Below are 16685 nucleotides of genomic sequence, written 5' to 3'. Positions count from 1 at the left end.
GACCTGTGATCGAGCACGCCGCGCCCCCAAAAGCCGACGCGCCCGCTCTCGTCCGTCCGATCCGGGCCTGTCAGGCGCGGCTTTCCTTGTCCTTCGCGTGTATCCAACAGGCCGACCGATGAGCGACCACATGACCCACGTCGACGGTCTGACCACCTCCCGCGTTCACCGCGCCGTGGCACCGCAGGTGGCAGACGCTTATCTTGCAACGTCTTCTGAGAGGTCCGACCGATGACCGATCACGCGACAGGCGTGGACGGCGCGACAGCCTCCGTCCACCATCCAATCATGGACCGGCAGGCGACTTGCCCCACCGCCACAAAGGCCTTTGAAAGGACCGAACGATGATCGAACGTGTGGTCCTTGTGGGCATCGGGACGGGCAGTCTCGGCCACCTGACGCTGGACGGGCAGGCGGCGCTGCGGGCGGCGGACGTGATCCTCGTGCCCCGCAAGGCCGAGAAGGACGACCTCGCCGAGATCCGCCTGCGCCTGCTGGAACAGGCCGGCGTCGCGGCCCGGGTCGCCTTCTTCGACTATCCGGTGCGGGACGAAACCTTGCCATACCTCGAACGCGTCGAACGCTGGCATGACGAAATCGCAACCCGCTGGACCGCCGCCGCCGGAGACGCCGCCGAAATAGCCCTCCTGGTCTGGGGCGACCCCTCCTTCTACGACAGCACGATGCGCATCGCGTCCCGGCTGGTGTCCGCGGGGGCGGTGCGTGTGGTGCCCGGGATCACGGCGGTGCAGGCCCTTACGGCGGCGCATGGGGTGCCTTTGAACACGGTGAACGGGCGGATCCTGGTCACCACGGGCCGGCGGCTGAGGGACGGGGGATGGCCCGAGGGGGCGGAGAGCGTGGTGGTGGTGCTGGACGGGGAGTGCTCGTTCAGGGGGCTTGTGGGACTGGGGCTGGAGATCTGGTGGGGGGCGTTCCTGGGGATGCCCGAGGAGATCCTGCTGAGCGGGCCGCTGGACGAGGTTTCGCCGCGGATCGTGGAGGTCCGGGAGGCGGCGCGGGGGCGGCACGGGTGGGTGATGGACACCTACCTGATGCGGAAATCCTGAGGGGTGGGGCCCCGTCCAAAGGCTCCGCAGGTTTCGCGGCGAAACCTTCTTTTATTAACAATGGGTTAATTCGTTGGTTTGTGCATTGTGGACTTGCATTTTGGCTTTCGGATTTGACCATAACGTTAACGCTGGTCGAAAGCCGATAACGGCCCAGAGCCGACCTTGGTGCCAAGTGTGGCAGATGGCCGGTCCCAGCCCGGAGCTGCTATCGCGACCAGCGTTTTCTCCCCGCCTACCAAGCTTACATCGCGCCGGAATGCGCCCCATGGTCGCATTGTGAATCGGCAGGGTGCGATGTCTGAGAACGTGTGTGTTTGCGGCTGCGATGATATCACGCGGCGGACGTTTCCGTACAGGCCATGACCAGAAGCTTCGCAAAGCGATTGAAGATGCCGTCGGCGAGTTGGAAAACCTACGTTCACTCGCCGAATCCCGCGTCAAACGTCCAATAACGACCAACGTGCCAGAGGTAGGGCTGTCCCCTCAAGGGCCCCTGAGCAACTCCAATTTTTTGTCTTTGATCCCGAATCCATTTCCAGGCTGCAAACTCGTTCCAAACCACCTATAGAACTTATCGATATGGCAGACTGCCCACATCAGCGAGAGAGCCTGGTGGCGACGGGAAGTTGCCTGGCTGCAAGGCCCGGCGACGACCGGAGCTACTAGTTCGGAAAAGGATGCTACCACTTATGCAAGAGATCATTGACTACGAGATTCGAACGGAAGCTATTGATTTCTCATTCGGCGAACTCCTAAATCTGCATAATTCAGGTGAGATCGTCATTCGACCTGAGTATCAACGTCTTTTTCGCTGGAGTTCAGAGCAAAGATCACGCCTGATTGAGTCGGTGCTTTTGAAGCTGCCGCTTCCACCCATCTTTCTAATTGAGGATGACAATGGCGTCCTGGAGCTAATTGATGGACTTCAGAGAACAAGTTCCGTGATCCAATTCATGGATCACCAGGCGATTGCTGAGCCGGAACTTATTCTTACGGGTTGCGACATTGTTACGGATTTGAATGGCAAGAGGTTTGAGGATTTTAGCACCACCATCAGGTTCGGTCTCAAGCGGACCCCAATCCGCGCAATCGTAATCAAAAAAAGCGGCAACGATCGAGTTAAATATGAAATGTTTAAGCGCCTAAACACTGGCGGAGCGCTTCTCTCTGCGCAGGAAATCCGAAATTGCTCTTCGAGGATGCTGGAGGGAGGTGCGGACTTCTATAATGGCCTCCAGAGTCTAGCTTCTCATGAGGGATTCATTCAGGCCACAAAAAGAATTCCGGAAGGTGACAGGGAGCAGAAGGCAGACGAAGAGTTGGTTCTTCGGTTTTTCGCCGTTATTTCCAGCAGAAGCACTTTCGCGGGGAACGTTCGCGAGTGGCTTGATAGCTTCATGGAATCTCTTCTTTTCAATGGTCCCGGCGATGTGATTGATGAATCCATCTTCAAGGATTTTTTTGACTTTATCGCGGATAAGTTCAACGGTGATGCCTTTTGTCGCTGGAGGGACGGGTCCGCGATCGGCAGGTTGGCCCCGGCCTACTTTGAAGCGGTCTGTGGTGGTCTGATTGAAATCTATCTGAGCTTGAAGAACAAGTCCCCGGCGGAACTGCAAGCGACATTGCAGCTAGCAATCGAGGACTCGCGGTTTCAGGATGCGACCGGGCCAGGGGCCAACAACAAGACCAAGATGGAAGCGCGTATTGCTGTCTTGAAGGAGCATTTCGAAGGCTGATGACTTACGTCAGGGAAATTGAGGCTGACTTGGACTGGCGGGAGGCAGAGCTAGCCTCTCTGCGAATTCTAATGATTAGCGGCGATGTTTCGGCCAGAGAAAAGCTCGTCCTATATAGAGCTGCGTGGTCATTGCTTTACGCGCACTATGAAGGATTTTGCAAGTTTGCACTCTCCGTGTATTATGATCAGCTATCCTCACTTGGCAAACCCTGCCGCGATCTCCCAGAGGCAATACGGAATCATGCTCTAGCCTCCACAATTAAATCCATCAGGAACAAGACGACAAATGAAGCGATCAACGAAATTCTAACTTTTGAGGCTTCCCATCTATCTGCAGCTCCATCCTTTCCAGAGGTGGATACTGAGTCAAACCTATGGCCAAATATCCTGGAAGGCCTGCTGGAATCAGCGGCCTTATACGTCCGTGAAGTGGATGAGAACAGGTATCGTCTCAGGACGCTCGTCAGCAGAAGGAATAAGATCGCACATGGTGAAAGAGATATTATAGTTGATTTGAGTTACTACGAAGACTATGAGAAGGCATTCCGGGAGGTTGCCTACAATCTGGCGATTGAAATTGAAAAAAAGATTGAGGAACTGTCAGTGTCCTAAGTTGGAAGTCGCACCTTTAAGAAGGGCGTTTTATTTCCCTTGTGGCCTTCAAGTCCATAGTCGGGTAGCAGAATTTATTTCTGAAAGTCCGCGCACATACTGCTTGGGCGGCCGTTTCACATACAATTCCTCCTAATCATGGCGGCGCACCCACCAGCCGCTTCATTGTCCATTGCTGCCGTTCCTCCAGAGCGCAGCGAATGCCCGCTCTCCGCCCCCCTCACGTCGCATACCGAGTCGCGCCTCTCCGGGCGGTGTCGACCGGGGTCGACAGGACCAGGGCCTGGTGGGCGCGCTGGTCGCAGTTGGCGCGGGGGCAGATGCGGCAGTTGATGCCGATCTCGGTTGGGCGGGCCTCGGCAAGGTTGAGGTCCTCGGCGTAGCCCAGGGCGTCGGCGTGGTCGCGGGCGCAGCCCATGGCGACGGCGAGGCGGACGTCCTGCGCGTGGCGGGTGAAGGTGGGCCGGTCGACCGTCCGCGCGAAGACGAAGAACTGCGAGCGGTCCGGCATCTCGACCACCTGCGGCACGATGCGGCCGGGGGTGCGGAAGACGGAGTGGACCTCGAGCCTCGGGCAGGCGCCGCCGTATTCGGCGAGGTGGAAGTCGGTGGCGTTGAAGCGCTTGGTGACGTTGCCGGCCTTGTCGATCCTGAGGAAGAAGAAGGGGATGCCGCGGTGGCCCGTGCGCTGGAGGGTGGTGGCGCGGTGGCAGGCCTGCTCGAACGAGACGCCGAAGCGGGTGGCGAGGTGGTCGAAGTCGTACTTGGAGGCGCGGGCCTCGGCGAGGAAGCGGTCGTAGGGCATGAGCACGGCGGCGGCGAAGTAGTTGGCCAGCTCGACCCGGCAGCGGGCGCGGCCGTGGGCGTCCTCCAGCCCGGCCTCCGTCAGGATGGTGTCGAGGAGGTCGGCCTGTTCGAGGAGGCCCGCGACGTGCACGAGCTGGAAGAGGCGGTTGGGGTGGTCGAGGGCCTCGGACAGGCGGACCTCGCCGCGGGTCTCGTCGTATTCGCGCAGGGAGCGGGGCATCTCGGCCACGGGGGCGATGCGGACGCGCAGGCCGAGCTGCTGGCGGAGGCGGGATTTCAGGGCGAAGTACATGTCGTCGGCGGCGACGGGGGCGTCCCAGAAGGCTTCGGCCGCGGCCTCGAGGCGGGGGAAGTGGTTCTGGTGGCGGCGGAAGACGTTGTGGACGACGGCCTCGGGCGCGGTGGGCAGGACCGATTCCTCGCCGGCGGCGGCCACGGACATGAGCTGATCGGTGGCGGCGAGATAGGCGCGGTGCAGCGTGACGAAGGCCGACGCGAGGTCCGGGCTGTGGGCGAGGCTGGCGCGCAGTTGCGGCAGATCGGGGCGGTGGCCCTCGAACAGCGGGTCCTGGAGGGCGGCGCGGATGTCGGCGAGGGCGGCGGTGTCGTCATCCTCGGCGATGTCGCGCCAGTCGACGCCATAGGCCTCGAAGAGCTTCAGAAGGACCGGGACGGAGACCGATCTTTCGTTCTTTTCCAGCAGGTTGACGTAGGAGGTGGAGATGCCGAGTTCCTTCGCCATCTGCACCTGTGTCTGACCGTGTTCGATGCGAAGGCGCCTGAGGCGCGGGCCGATGAAGGTTTTCATGGTATTTGACAGTATACAGAATTTGACACTTTTACAATTGTGAGAGTTTGTAAAATTTCGCGTTCACAGCAGGACCCGGTTTGGTTTCCCGTTTGGCGGGAGAGGGCGCATGGTGGCTTCAGCGAAGAGGAGGCGCCCCCATGCAAAGCGGATACACACATCTGTTCATACCCGGTCCCACCAATGTCCCGGAGGTCGTGCGGCAGGCGATGAACGTGCCGCAGCAGGACATGCGCGCACCGGATTTCGCGGCGTTCACGCTGCCCCTGTTCGAGGGCCTGAAGAGGGTCTTCAAGACCACGACGGGCGAGGTCATGATTTTCCCCGGCTCCGGCACCGGCGCGTGGGAGGCGGCGATCACCAACACGCTGAACCCCGGCGACAAGGTGCTGATGTCGCGCTTCGGGCAGTTCTCGCACCTCTGGGTCAAGATGGCGGAGATGCTGGGGCTGGACGTGATCTGCGTCGACGTGCCCTGGGGCGCGGGTGTGCCCTGGAAGGAATACGGCCGCATCCTCGGCGCTGACAAGAACGACGAGATCAAGGCGGTCTTTGTCACCCACAACGAGACGGCGACCGGCGTGGTCAGCGACGTGGCCGCGGTGCGCCGGGTGATGGACGAATGCTTCCACGATGCTCTGCTGTTCGTGGACGGTGTGTCCTCTGTCGCCTCGGTCGATTTCCGGATGGACGAATGGGGCGTCGACCTTGCCGTGACGGGCTCGCAGAAGGGGCTGATGATGCCCGCGGGCCTCGGCATCCTCGGTGTCAGTCAGAAGGCCATGGCGGCGTCGAAGAACGCGCGGATGCGTCGGGCGTACTTCGACTTCGAGGACATGGTGAGCATCAACCGCAGCGGCTATTTCCCGTACACTCCCCCGACCCCGCTCCTGCATGGTCTGCGCGCGTCGCTCGACCTGCTGGAGCGGGAAGGGCTGGAGAACGTCTTTGCCCGCCATGCGCGGCTTGCAGAGGGCGTGCGCCGCGGTGTGAAGGCCATGGGGCTGGACCTGGTGGCGGAGCATCCCTCGCTGATGTCCGACACGGTGAGCGCGATCCGCGTGCCGCCGGAGGTGGATGCACGCGAGGTGCTGCGCATCGCCTACGAGGAACTCAACGCCTCCTTCGGGTCGGGCCTGGCGCGGCTGGCGGGCAAGGTGTTCCGCATCGGGCACCTCGGCAGCTTCAACGAGGGCATGGCGCTGACGGCGCTGGGCCTTGCGGAACTGGCGCTGGTCAAGGCGGGCGCGAAGGTGCCGCTGGGCGCCGGGGTGGCCGCCGCATCGTCCTATTTCGCCGAAGGCGCGCAGAGCGGCGACCTGAAGATCGCGGCGGAATAAGTCCCGCCTTTCAATAACCATATCAAAGACCTGGAGCCTGTCCGCCGCACCCCCGAGGGGTGCGGTCCGGGAGGCTCTGACCAAGGAGGACATGATGTCTCATACGCTTCACCCGCTGCGCAAGCAGCGCCTGCACCGCTCCGAACTGGCCGTGCCCGCATCCAACCCCGCGATGGTCGAGAAGGCCGCCGACAGCGCCGCCGACTACGTGTTCCTCGATCTGGAAGACGCGGTTGCGCCGCCGGAGAAGGACCAGGCGCGCAAGAACGCGGTGGAACTGCTGAATGACATCGACTGGGCCGGGAAGGGCAAGACCGTGTCGGTGCGGATCAACGGGCTCGACACCCATTATATGTACCGCGACGTCGTGGACATCATGGAGAAGGCGGGCGACCGGGTGGACACGTTGCTGGTCCCGAAGGTGGGCGTGCCCGCGGACCTCTACATGGTGGAGGCCATGATCAACCAGATCGAACAGGCCTGCGGGCTCGAGAACCGCGTGGGGCTGGAAGCGCTGATCGAGACGGCGCTGGGGATGGCCAACGTGGAGGCCATCGCACAGTTCGGCGGGCGGCTGGAGGCGCTGCACTTCGGGGTGGCGGATTACGCGGCCTCGATGCGGGCGCGGACGGTGAACATCGGCGGCCTGAACCCGGACTACCCGGGCGACCAGTGGCATGCTTCGATCAGCCGGATGGTGGTGGCCTGCCGCGCCTACGGGCTGCGGGCGGTGGACGGGCCCTTCGGCGATTTCAGCGATCCCGAGGGCTATGTCGCCGGGGCGAAGCGCGCCGCCGCGCTGGGGTGCGAGGGCAAGTGGGCGATCCACCCGAGCCAGATCGCCATGGCCAACGACGTCTTCAGGCCGCCGGAGGCGGAGGTGTCGAAGGCGCAGCGCATCATCGAGGAGCTGAAGGCGGCGGAGGCCGCGGGCAAGGGGGCGGCGAGCCTCGACGGCAAGATGATCGACGCGGCGTCGGAGAAGATGGCGCGCAACGTGATCGACATGGCGAACGCCATCGCCGCGAAGTCGCAGCCGATCGCGGCGGAGTAAGGCCTTTTCGGCAAGGGGGGCGGCGGCGCAACGCCCCGCCCTGTGACAGCACCCGCGGGCGGCGGGGTGGTTCGGCGTGCCCGGCGGGGCGGTGGGGGGAACCCCCACCCTACGGAATGGAGGAGAGACGGAAATGGACATTCATGAGCATCAGGCCAAGGAAATCCTGAAGGGCTTCGGCGTGCCGGTGCCGAAGGGCTTCGTGGCCTATTCGCCCGAGCAGGCGGCCTATTGCGCCCGCGAACTGGGTGGCCCCGGCCCGTGGGTCGTGAAGGCGCAGGTGCATTCCGGCGGCCGCGGCGAGGCGGGCGGCGTGAAGCTGTGCAAGACGGATGCGGAGGTGATGGAGTACGCCGCCTCGCTTCTGGGCACGCGGCTGGTGACCAAGCAGACCGATGCGCAGGGCAAGGGGGTCTACCGGCTTTATGTCGAGGAGGCGTCGGACATCGCGCAGGAGCTGTACCTGGGCTTCGTGCTGGACCGGAAGTCGGAGCGGATCATGATCGTCGCCTCCGGCCACGGCGGGATGGAGATCGAGGACCTGGCGCATGAGGACCCCGACAGCCTCGTGCGGTCGGTAATCGACCCGGCGGTGGGCCTGCGCGAATACCAGGCGCGGGACGTGGGGTTCCGGCTGGGGCTGACGGGGCCGCAGGTGGCGCAGTTCGTGACCTTCCTGCAGGCGTGTTACCGGGCGTACCGCGACCTGGATGCGATGATGGTGGAGATCAACCCGCTGGTCATCACCGGCAAGGGCGACCTGGTGGCGCTGGATGCGAAGATGTCCTTCGACACCAACGCGCTTTACCGCCGTCCGCAGGTGGCGGCGCTGCGCGATCCCGGGCAGGAGGACCCGCGCGAGGCGATGGCCGCCGACAACGGGCTGGCCTACGTCGGGCTCGACGGCGACATCGGCTGCATCATCAACGGTGCGGGGCTGGCGATGGCGTCGATGGACATGATCCAGCTGGCCGGCGGGCAGCCCGCCAACTTCCTCGACATCGGCGGCGGCGCCTCGCCCGAGCGGGTCTGCCAAGCGTTCCGCACCGTGCTGTCGGACCGCAAGGTGAGCGTGATCCTCGTGAACATCTTCGCGGGCATCAACCGCTGCGACTGGATCGCGAAGGGGGTGATCCGGGCCTATCGCGAGGTGGGCATCGAGATCCCCGTGGTGGTCCGCCTGTCGGGCACCAACGTCGAGGAGGGCCGGAAGATCATCCGCGAGAGCGGGTTGCCGATCATTTCCGCCGACACGCTGGCCGAGGCCGCCGACAAGGCCGTCGCCGCCGCTTCCCAGAAAATCGCAGCAGAATAACCGCCCCTCGGGTCGCGCAGGCGACGGCAGGGCAGAAAGGACATCCGGAGATGGCAATTCTCATCAAGGACGACACACGGGTCGTGGTGCAGGGTCTTTCGGGGCGCATCGGACAGTTCCACGCGCAGGAGATGATCGAATACGGCACGAAGGTCGTGGCCGGGGTCACACCCGGGAAGGGCGGCTCATCGGTGCTGAACCGCCCCGTCTTCAACACCGTCCGCGAGGCGGTGGAGCAGACCGGCGCGACCGCCTCGCTGCTGTTCGTGCCGCCGGCCTTCGCCGCCGACGCGATGATGGAGGCGGCAGAGGCGGGGATCGAGACGGCGGTCTGCGTGACCGACGGCATTCCGGCGCAGGACATGATGCGGGTGAAGCGCTTCCTCCGCCGCTTTCCGCGCGACCGCAAGATGCGGCTGATCGGGCCGAACTGCGCGGGCATCATCAGCCCGGGGCAGGGCTTCATGGGCATCATGCCGCCGCACATCTACATGCCGGGCCGCGTGGGCATCATCGGCCGGTCGGGCACGCTGGGCTACGAGGCGGCGAGCCAGATGCAGGCGCTGGGGATCGGCATCTCTTCTTCCATCGGGATCGGCGGCGACCCGATCAACGGATCAAGCTTCCGCGACATCCTCGAGCTGTTCGAGAACGATCCCGACACCGATGCCGTGATGATGATCGGCGAGATCGGCGGCCCGCAGGAGGCGGAGGCGGCGGAATACGTCCGCGACCACATGACGAAACCCGTCGCCGCCTACATCGCCGGTCTGGCCGCCCCCAAGGGCCGCAAGATGGGCCATGCCGGTGCCATCATCTCGGCCTTCGGGGAAAGCGCGCAGGAGAAGGTGGACATGCTCTCTGCCGTGGGCATCACGGTGGCCCCGAACCCCTCGGCCATGGGCGAGACCGTCGCCCGTATGCTCGGCATGAAGGCCGCGGCATGAGCGCGTCATCCCTGATGGAGCCGGACCACACGGCCTGGATCGGGCGCACACAGACCGTCGAGGGGGGCGTCACGCCCAACCTCGCCGGGATGCTCGGCGCGGCGGTCGGCCACGATCTCTCCCCGGTCCGCGACCTGCGGGCCGGACGGCCGCTGCCCAGCCTCTGGCACTGGGTGGCGTTCCCCGAGTTCGTCCAGATGTCGGATCTGGGCGAGGACGGGCACCCGGCGCTGGGCGGCTTCCTGCCTCCCCTGCCGTTCCGGCGCCGGATGTGGGCCGGGGGCGACGTCACCTTCAAGGGCGTCTTCCACGTCGGCGAACGGCTGACAAAGGTGTCGACCATCCGCGCCGTGACGATGAAGGAGGGGGCGACGGGGCGGATGGCCTTCGTCACCGTCGATCACGTCACCAGGGGCGCCGAGGGCGGCGTCGTCGAGGAAGAGCAGAACATCGTCTACCTCGACATCCCGAAATCCTTCCGCCCGCCGAAGCAGACCCCTGTGCCCGAACGTCTGGCCTATGACGAACGGGTGCCGATGAACGAGGTGCGGCTCTTCCGCTACTCGGCGGCGACCTACAACGCGCACCGCATCCACTACGACCTGCCCTATGCGCAGCAGGTGGAGAAGTACCCGGCGCTGGTCGTGCACGGCCCGATGCAGGCCACCATGGCGATCGAGGCGGCGGAACGGCACACGCGGCGCGCGCCCGCGCGGTTCAGCTACCGCGTGGTGCACCCGATGTTCCACGATCATGACCTGCGGCTGGTCGGTGCGCTCGACCCGGCGGGCGGCGCGATCGAGATCGGGACGGCAACCTTCGAGGACTACCTCGGGCTCAAGGCAAGGATGGAGTGGGCGGCATGAGTATCCTGACAGGCATGCGCGTGGTCGAAAGCTCTGCCTTCGTGGCGGTGCCGCTGGCCGGGATGACGCTGGCGCAGATGGGGGCGGACGTGATCCGCTTCGACCTGCCGGCAGGCGGCATGGACGCGAAACGCTGGCCGGTGACGCGGGACGGGCAAAGCCTGTTCTGGGCCGGGATGAACAAGGGCAAGCGCTCGGTCGCGCTGGACGTGAAATCGCCGCGCGGCCGGGAGATCGCGCAGGAGATCATCTGCGCCCCCGGGCCGGATGCGGGGCTGTTCATCACCAACCTCGCGGTGAAGGGCTGGACCGATTACGAGACGTTGTCGGAGCGGCGCGGCGACCTCTGCATGGTGCAGCTGCGCGGCGACCGGCACGGGCGCCCGGCGGTCGACTACACGGTGAACCCGCAACTGGGCTTCCCAATGGCCACGGGGCCGAAAGGATCGGCAGAACCGGTCTGCCACGTGTTGCCCGCCTGGGACTGCATTGCCGGGAACATGGTGGTCAGCGGTCTGCTCGCCGCCGAACGCCACCGGCTGCGCACGCGGCAGGGGCAGTTCGCCGACCTGACGCTGAAGGACGCGGCGAGCGCGATGCTGGGCAACCTCGGGATCCTGGGCGAGGTGCAGGTCAACGGCGAGAGCCGCGGGAAACATGGCAACGCGCTCTACGGCGCCTACGGGCAGGACTTCCTCTGCGCCGACGGACGGCGGGTGATGGTCATCGCCCTGACGCTGCGCCAGTGGAAGAACCTCTGCCGGGTGACCGGGACGGAGACCGACATGAACTACCTGTCGGGCGCGCTGAACGCCGACCTCGACACCGAGGGCGCACGCTGGGAACATCGCGCCGCCATCACGAAGGTGCTGACGCCGTGGTTCGCGGCGCGCGGCGTCGCCGACTTCGCGGAGCTCTTCGACAAGAGCGGCGTGACCTGGTCGGTCTTCCGCACCTTCGCAGAGGCGGTGGCGGAGGACCCGGATATCTCCACCGCGAACCCGATGTTCTCGGAGGTGGATCACCCCGGCATCGGGCGGATGCTGACCCCGGGCTCGCCGTTCAGCTTCGCGGGCTACGGGCGCGACGTGCCTAGGCCCGCCCCGGTCCTCGGCCAGCACACGGAGGAGGTGCTTGCCGACGTGGCCCGCCTGACCGACGGAGAGATCGGGCGGCTGATGGACGACGGCATCGCCATGCAGACGGGGGACAGGCTGCGCATGGCCTCCTGACACGCGCAGCGCTCAGCCGCTGTGCCCGGTGACCGGATGCGCAACCCGGACACCGGCATGGGTCCGCGCCGCCCCCCGGCGCGGACCCGGTGTGCCCGCCCGTCCAGAAACGCCAGACCCGAACCGCCCGCCCCTTTCATCTTGGCCGAAATACCTCGGGGGTCCGGGGGCAGCGCCCCCGGCGTATCGGATCGCGCCAGCGATCCGACACGACCCGGTGCCGCAGCGGCATCAGGCGCGAACGGGTTGCGGGCCGCCCGCCGCCCCCACCCGGCGGACCACCTCGGCGATGCGGGCGAACTGTTCGGCCATGGGCGAGGACTTCCGCCAGACCATGCCGATGGTGCGCGCCGGTTGCGGCTCGGCAAAATGCGCGACCGAGACCTGCGCCGCGCCGGTTTCCACAGCGACCGCCATCTCGGGGATCAGGGTGACGCCGATGCCCGCGCCCACCATCTGCACCAGCGTCGTCAGCGATGAGCCGTCCAGACCGTCGCGCGGCATGGCCGAGCCCAGCTTGCAGAACGACAGCGCCTGGTCGCGGAAGCAGTGGCCTTCCTCCAGCAGCAGGAGCCGCATCTTCTGCAGCGCCTCGCCGTCTGGCACGGGCTTGGCCGCGTCGCGGTCGGGGCGCACGAGGACGAAGGTCTCGTCGAAGAGCGCCACCTCGGTCAGCGCGGGTTCGGAGATCGGCAGCGCGAGGATGGCAGCGTCGATGCGGCCGTCGTGCAGCTCCGTGATCAGGCGCGGGGTCAGGGTCTCGCGGACGTGCAGGTCGAGGCCGTCGAACTCTGCCGACAGGTGCCCCACCAGCCGGGGCAGCAGGTAGGGGGCGATGGTCGGGATGATGCCCAGCCGCAGCCGCCCGATGTGGCCGCCCTGCACGCTGCGGGCAAGGTCGCCCAGCTCGTCGACGGAGCGCAGGATCTCCGTCACGCGTTTGCGGAAGGTCTCGCCGAATCCGGTCAGCCGGACGGAGCGCGGCCCGCGTTCGAAGAGCGGCAGGCCAAGTTCGGCCTCCAGCTCCTTGATCTGCACCGAAAGCGCAGGCTGGGAGATCGCGCAGGCCGCGGCGGCGTGGCCGAAGTGCCCCTTCTGGGCGAGCGCCTCGAAATAGCGCAACTGTTTCAGGGTGATGTTCTTCATAATCGCAAATTATGGACGCCATCAGAACTTTCAACTTAAATATATTGGAACCCCCGTTTAGAAAGAGTCCAGACTGGCGACGCGAGGAGACTGCGCGCGCGGCCGAAGCCCGCGGCGCAACACGTCACGGAACGAAAAGACATGAACTGTCCCAAGGGCTTGTCGCCTTTCATGGGGCTGAAACCGACTTTGACCGTAGGGAGATCGACATGGACGGAAACAACACAGGCGGATGCCCGGTGATGCATGGGGCGCAGATCGCCTCGACCTTCGGCGTACGCTCGAACCGCGACTGGTGGCCGAACCAGCTCAACCTCGGCATCCTGCACCAGCATGCGCCCAAGTCGAACCCGATGGGCGAGAACTTCTCCTACGCCGAGGCGTTCAAGAAGCTCGACCTGAAGGAGGTCAAGAAGGACCTCACCGCGCTGATGACCGACAGCCAGGACTGGTGGCCGGCGGATTACGGCCATTACGGCCCGTTCATGATCCGGATGGCGTGGCACTCTGCCGGGACCTACCGCACGGCGGACGGCCGGGGCGGTGCGGGCTCGGGCCAGCAGCGGTTCGCGCCGCTGAACTCCTGGCCGGACAACGGCAACCTCGACAAGGCCCGGCGCCTGCTGTGGCCGGTCAAGAAGAAGTACGGCAACAGCCTGTCCTGGGCCGACCTCTTCATCCTCGCAGGCAACGTGGCCATCGAATCGATGGGCGGACGCACCTTCGGTTTCGGCGGCGGCCGTGTCGACACATGGGAGCCGGAGCAGGACGTCTACTGGGGCTCCGAGGCGGAGTGGCTGGCGACTTCCGGCGGCGAGGGGTCGCGTTACACCGGCGACCGCGTGCTGGAGAACCCGCTGGCCGCCGTGCAGATGGGCCTGATCTACGTGAACCCGGAAGGCCCGGACGGCAATCCGGACCCGCTGGCCTCGGCCCGCGACATCCGCGAGACCTTTGCCCGCATGGCGATGAACGACGAGGAAACCGTCGCGCTGACCGCCGGTGGCCACACCTTCGGCAAGGCGCACGGCGCCGGTGATGCGGGCCTCGTCGGCACCGATCCCGAAGCCTCGCCGCTGGAATCGATGGGCTTCGGCTGGGCCTCCACCCACGAGACCGGGCTGGGCAAGTACACCATCACCTCGGGCATCGAGGGGCCGTGGACCGCGAACCCCACGCAGTGGGACATGGGCTATTTCGACCTGCTGTTCGGCTACGAGTGGGAACTGACCAAGTCGCCCGCCGGGGCGAACCAGTGGACGCCGAAGGACCTCAGGGACGAGGACTTCGCACCGCAGGTCGACGGCTCGGGCGAGAGGGTCAAGCCGATGATGACCACCGCCGACATGGCGATGCGCATGGACCCCGAGTACGAGAAGATCTCGCGCCGGTTCCACCAGAACCCGGAGGAGTTCGCCGAGGCGTTTGCCCGCGCGTGGTTCAAGCTGACCCACCGCGACATGGGGCCGAAGTCGCTGTACCTCGGGCCGGAAGTGCCGGAAGAAGACCTGATCTGGCAGGACCCGCTGCCGGAGGCGGACTACCCGATGATCGACGACGCCGATGTCGCCGCGCTGAAGTCCGAGATCCTGTCGAGCGGCCTGTCGGTGCGTGACCTCGTCTACACGGCGTGGTCCTCTGCCTCGACCTTCCGCGGGTCCGACAAGCGGGGCGGTGCCAACGGCGCGCGCATCCGTCTTGCGCCGCAGAAGGACTGGGAGGTCAACGAGCCCGAGCAGCTTGCGCAGGTGCTGTCGGTGCTCGAAGGCATCAAGTCCGGTTTCGACGCCAAAGGCGCGAAGAAGGTCTCCATCGCGGACCTGATCGTGCTGGGCGGTGCCGCCGCCATCGAGAAGGCGGCAAAGGCCGGCGGTCAGGAGGTCGAGGTGCCCTTCGTTCCGGGCCGTGTCGACGCCACCGACGCGCACACCGACGCCGAGAGCTTCGAGCCGCTGGAACCGCAGGCGGACGGCTTCCGCAACTACGCGCAGCAGACCTTTGCCGTCTCGGCCGAGGAGATGCTGCTCGACAAGGCGCAGCTTCTGGGCCTGTCGGCGCCGGAGATGACGGTGCTGGTCGGCGGGATGCGCGCGCTGGGGGCCAACCACGGCGGCACCACGCACGGCATGTTCGACGGGGATTACGGTGTCCTCGACACCAAGTTCTTCGAAGGCATCACCGAGATGGGCGTGAAGTGGGCCCCTGCGGACGAGGAGGGCACCTTCAAGGCCACGAACCGCACCGACGGTGGCGAGCGCTGGACCGGCACGCGGGTCGACCTCGTGTTCGGCTCCAACAGCCAGCTTCGGGCGCTGTCCGAGGTCTATGCGCAGGACGACAACCGCGGGAAGTTCATCTGCGATTTCGTCAGCGCGTGGAACAAGGTGATGAACGCCGACCGTTTCGACGTGGCCTAAGCGCCTTGCGCATGTGGACAGGCAGGCGGCGCCCTTCGGGGCGCCGTTTTGCGTGGGGGGCGTTTTTTGGCAAGGTTGGGTTTCGCATACTTCCCCGCGCGGCGGCTGCGGTGCTAGGCTGCGGCCATTGACGCGGAACGTCTGGCTTCGGGCCTGTGCCCGGGGGGCGTTCCTGACAGGATTTCGAAAGGGGCCGCCATGTCCATCCGACCCTACACCATCCGGGACGGGGATACGCTTTGGGGCATCGCCGGGCGCAAGCTGGGCGACACCAAGCTGTGGGGCGACATCTGGCGGATGAACATCGACGCCGAGCGCCTGCCGAACAACGCCACGCTGATCGTCGATCCCGACGTGCTGTTCACCGGCGACACGATCTACATCCCGAAGGACGGCTCGAAACTGCCGCGCCGGGCGCCGATGCCCATGGCGCGCAGCCTGCGCCGGTCGCTGGGCGAGCGCGGCGCGCAGTCGGAGGTGACGCCGCCGCGGTTCGAGTTCGACATGGTCAAGGTGACGGGCACGGCCTTCCACCCCGATTTCCGCATCACGCTGACGCTTGTGGGGGCGATGGGGATGCAGGCGAAGGACCCGGTCAGGTTCCTCGACATGAAGCCGTCGAACTACGAGATGAAGGAGGCGACCGCGAAGCGGATGATCCTGTCGCGGCTGTTCAACGCCATCCGCGCCGATTACCGGCCCGAAGCGGCGTCGGTGACGCTGGACGCGGGGCAGGCTTTCCGCTCGGCGGGCGGGCTGACGGCGCGGCTGAAGGTGAACCCGGTGACCCGCGTCCGCACCGGCCAGGTCGACCTGCCCTCGGACGAGGTTCGGCTCTACGGGCACAGGTTCGATCCGCTCCTGTCGCTGAAGATCGAGATCCAGCACCGCGGCCAGTCGGACGAGGGCGCCTCGGAGGGCATCCAGTCGGTGCAGGTGGCGCTGCCGATCACCGATTTCGGCGTCGATGTGTTCATCACCGCGGACCCGTCGATGGGGCAGAAGCTGCCGAGCTATGCGCTGGCCAGCCGGATGCTGACGCGCGGGGCGCTGGGGGCCAAGATGCTCATGTCGGGCAGCCGCGATGTGGTTACTGGCGGCGTGCGGATGGGCGGCCATTCGGGCAAGAAGGGCGGCGCCGGACGCGCGGGGATCAGCGGCGCGGAGGCGGTGATCGCCGAATCGGGCGGCAACAAGCGCCTGCTGCTGGAGCGCCGGGCGCCGAAGACCGGCCATGGCGCGGCCACCGACCTCGTTCGCGCAGGCGCCTGACGGGGCATCGCCGAAAGACGACGCAGCCATCCCCGCCGGAGGTGCATTGTGCTTT

13 protein-coding genes are annotated in these 16685 nt (G+C 65.7%); 11 read left to right on the top strand and 2 right to left on the bottom strand.

Annotation, left to right across the window (positions count from 1 at the left end; genetic code table 11):
* Positions 1-344 precede the first annotated feature (344 nt).
* From cobF to QNI11_RS16180, 3 genes are all read left to right on the top strand, one after another.
* Complete coding sequence (gene cobF, locus QNI11_RS16190) at positions 345-1070, top strand: precorrin-6A synthase (deacetylating) (protein WP_283980888.1); 726 nt, start codon at positions 345-347, stop codon at positions 1068-1070.
* 692 nt (positions 1071-1762) lie between these two features.
* Positions 1763-2812 carry a DUF262 domain-containing protein gene (locus tag QNI11_RS16185; RefSeq protein ID WP_283980887.1) on the top strand — a complete coding sequence of 350 codons (1050 nt, stop codon included), beginning with the start codon at positions 1763-1765 and terminating at the stop codon, positions 2810-2812.
* Entirely contained in the window at positions 2812-3426 is a 615-nt protein-coding gene (locus QNI11_RS16180) for an MAE_28990/MAE_18760 family HEPN-like nuclease (RefSeq protein WP_283980886.1), read from the top strand. Before QNI11_RS16185 ends, QNI11_RS16180 begins: the two co-directional genes overlap by 1 nt.
* 220 nt (positions 3427-3646) lie before the next feature.
* On the opposite strand, the gene QNI11_RS16175 is transcribed toward QNI11_RS16180, so the two are convergent.
* Entirely contained in the window at positions 3647-5041 is a 1395-nt protein-coding gene (locus tag QNI11_RS16175; protein ID WP_100929615.1) for a short-chain fatty acyl-CoA regulator family protein, read from the bottom strand.
* Between the two features lie 140 nt (positions 5042-5181).
* On the opposite strand from QNI11_RS16175, the gene QNI11_RS16170 reads away from it, so the two are divergent.
* From QNI11_RS16170 to QNI11_RS16145, 6 genes are all read left to right on the top strand, one after another.
* Positions 5182-6381 carry an alanine--glyoxylate aminotransferase family protein gene (locus QNI11_RS16170; protein ID WP_283980885.1) on the top strand — a complete coding sequence of 400 codons (1200 nt, stop codon included), beginning with the start codon at positions 5182-5184 and terminating at the stop codon, positions 6379-6381.
* Positions 6382-6475: 94 nt separating this feature from the next.
* Complete coding sequence (locus tag QNI11_RS16165; RefSeq protein ID WP_283980884.1) at positions 6476-7435, top strand: CoA ester lyase; 960 nt, start codon at positions 6476-6478, stop codon at positions 7433-7435.
* Between the two features lie 133 nt (positions 7436-7568).
* Positions 7569-8750 (top strand): malate--CoA ligase subunit beta, encoded by a 1182-nt coding sequence (locus QNI11_RS16160; RefSeq protein WP_100929617.1) that lies wholly within the window; start codon positions 7569-7571, stop codon positions 8748-8750.
* A 50-nt stretch (positions 8751-8800) separates the two neighbouring features.
* Positions 8801-9697: a succinate--CoA ligase subunit alpha gene (sucD, locus tag QNI11_RS16155; RefSeq protein WP_100929618.1), complete on the top strand. Its 897-nt coding sequence runs from the start codon at positions 8801-8803 to the stop codon at positions 9695-9697.
* Positions 9694-10563: a MaoC family dehydratase N-terminal domain-containing protein gene (locus QNI11_RS16150; RefSeq protein WP_100929619.1), complete on the top strand. Its 870-nt coding sequence runs from the start codon at positions 9694-9696 to the stop codon at positions 10561-10563. Before sucD ends, QNI11_RS16150 begins: the two co-directional genes overlap by 4 nt.
* Positions 10560-11795, top strand: a complete 1236-nt coding sequence (locus tag QNI11_RS16145; RefSeq protein WP_283980883.1) for a CoA transferase — start codon at positions 10560-10562, stop codon at positions 11793-11795. The genes QNI11_RS16150 and QNI11_RS16145 overlap by 4 nt, the downstream gene beginning before the upstream one ends.
* Positions 11796-12026: 231 nt before the next feature.
* Here QNI11_RS16145 and QNI11_RS16140 read toward each other — a convergent pair whose 3' ends face one another.
* The gene (locus QNI11_RS16140; RefSeq protein ID WP_283980882.1) at positions 12027-12941 is read right to left on the bottom strand and encodes a hydrogen peroxide-inducible genes activator; all 915 of its coding nucleotides are present in this window, start codon (positions 12939-12941) and stop codon (positions 12027-12029) included.
* A gap of 209 nt (positions 12942-13150) precedes the next feature.
* Between QNI11_RS16140 and katG the strand changes: the two genes are divergently transcribed.
* Both katG and QNI11_RS16130 read left to right on the top strand, forming a co-directional pair.
* A complete protein-coding gene (gene katG, locus QNI11_RS16135) occupies positions 13151-15358 on the top strand; it encodes a catalase/peroxidase HPI (RefSeq protein WP_283980881.1) in 2208 nt (735 codons plus the stop codon).
* Positions 15359-15556: 198 nt separating this feature from the next.
* A complete protein-coding gene (locus QNI11_RS16130) occupies positions 15557-16630 on the top strand; it encodes a LysM peptidoglycan-binding domain-containing protein (protein WP_283980880.1) in 1074 nt (357 codons plus the stop codon).
* The last annotated feature ends 55 nt before the right edge of the window (positions 16631-16685 follow it).

Origin of the sequence: Sagittula sp. MA-2, from assembly GCF_030126985.1 — a bacterium.
Taxonomy (GTDB): Bacteria; Pseudomonadota; Alphaproteobacteria; order Rhodobacterales; family Rhodobacteraceae; genus Sagittula.
Note: the sequence above shows the minus strand (reverse complement) of the source record. Positions and strands in the feature narration are given on the sequence as shown.

Excerpts from the sequence above, each read along its gene's own strand:
- QNI11_RS16145 (WP_283980883.1), top strand. The coding sequence starts at position 10,560 with ATGAGTATCCTGACAGGCATGCGCGTGGTCGAAAGCTCTGCCTTCGTG.
- QNI11_RS16185 (WP_283980887.1), top strand. The coding sequence starts at position 1,763 with ATGCAAGAGATCATTGACTACGAGATTCGAACGGAAGCTATTGATTTC.
- katG (WP_283980881.1), top strand. The coding sequence starts at position 13,151 with ATGGACGGAAACAACACAGGCGGATGCCCGGTGATGCATGGGGCGCAG.
- QNI11_RS16175 (WP_100929615.1), bottom strand. The coding sequence starts at position 5,041 with ATGAAAACCTTCATCGGCCCGCGCCTCAGGCGCCTTCGCATCGAACAC.
- QNI11_RS16140 (WP_283980882.1), bottom strand. The coding sequence starts at position 12,941 with ATGAAGAACATCACCCTGAAACAGTTGCGCTATTTCGAGGCGCTCGCC.
- QNI11_RS16165 (WP_283980884.1), top strand. The coding sequence starts at position 6,476 with ATGTCTCATACGCTTCACCCGCTGCGCAAGCAGCGCCTGCACCGCTCC.
- QNI11_RS16170 (WP_283980885.1), top strand. The coding sequence starts at position 5,182 with ATGCAAAGCGGATACACACATCTGTTCATACCCGGTCCCACCAATGTC.
- QNI11_RS16160 (WP_100929617.1), top strand. The coding sequence starts at position 7,569 with ATGGACATTCATGAGCATCAGGCCAAGGAAATCCTGAAGGGCTTCGGC.
- sucD (WP_100929618.1), top strand. The coding sequence starts at position 8,801 with ATGGCAATTCTCATCAAGGACGACACACGGGTCGTGGTGCAGGGTCTT.
- QNI11_RS16130 (WP_283980880.1), top strand. The coding sequence starts at position 15,557 with ATGTCCATCCGACCCTACACCATCCGGGACGGGGATACGCTTTGGGGC.
- QNI11_RS16180 (WP_283980886.1), top strand. The coding sequence starts at position 2,812 with ATGACTTACGTCAGGGAAATTGAGGCTGACTTGGACTGGCGGGAGGCA.
- QNI11_RS16150 (WP_100929619.1), top strand. The coding sequence starts at position 9,694 with ATGAGCGCGTCATCCCTGATGGAGCCGGACCACACGGCCTGGATCGGG.
- cobF (WP_283980888.1), top strand. The coding sequence starts at position 345 with ATGATCGAACGTGTGGTCCTTGTGGGCATCGGGACGGGCAGTCTCGGC.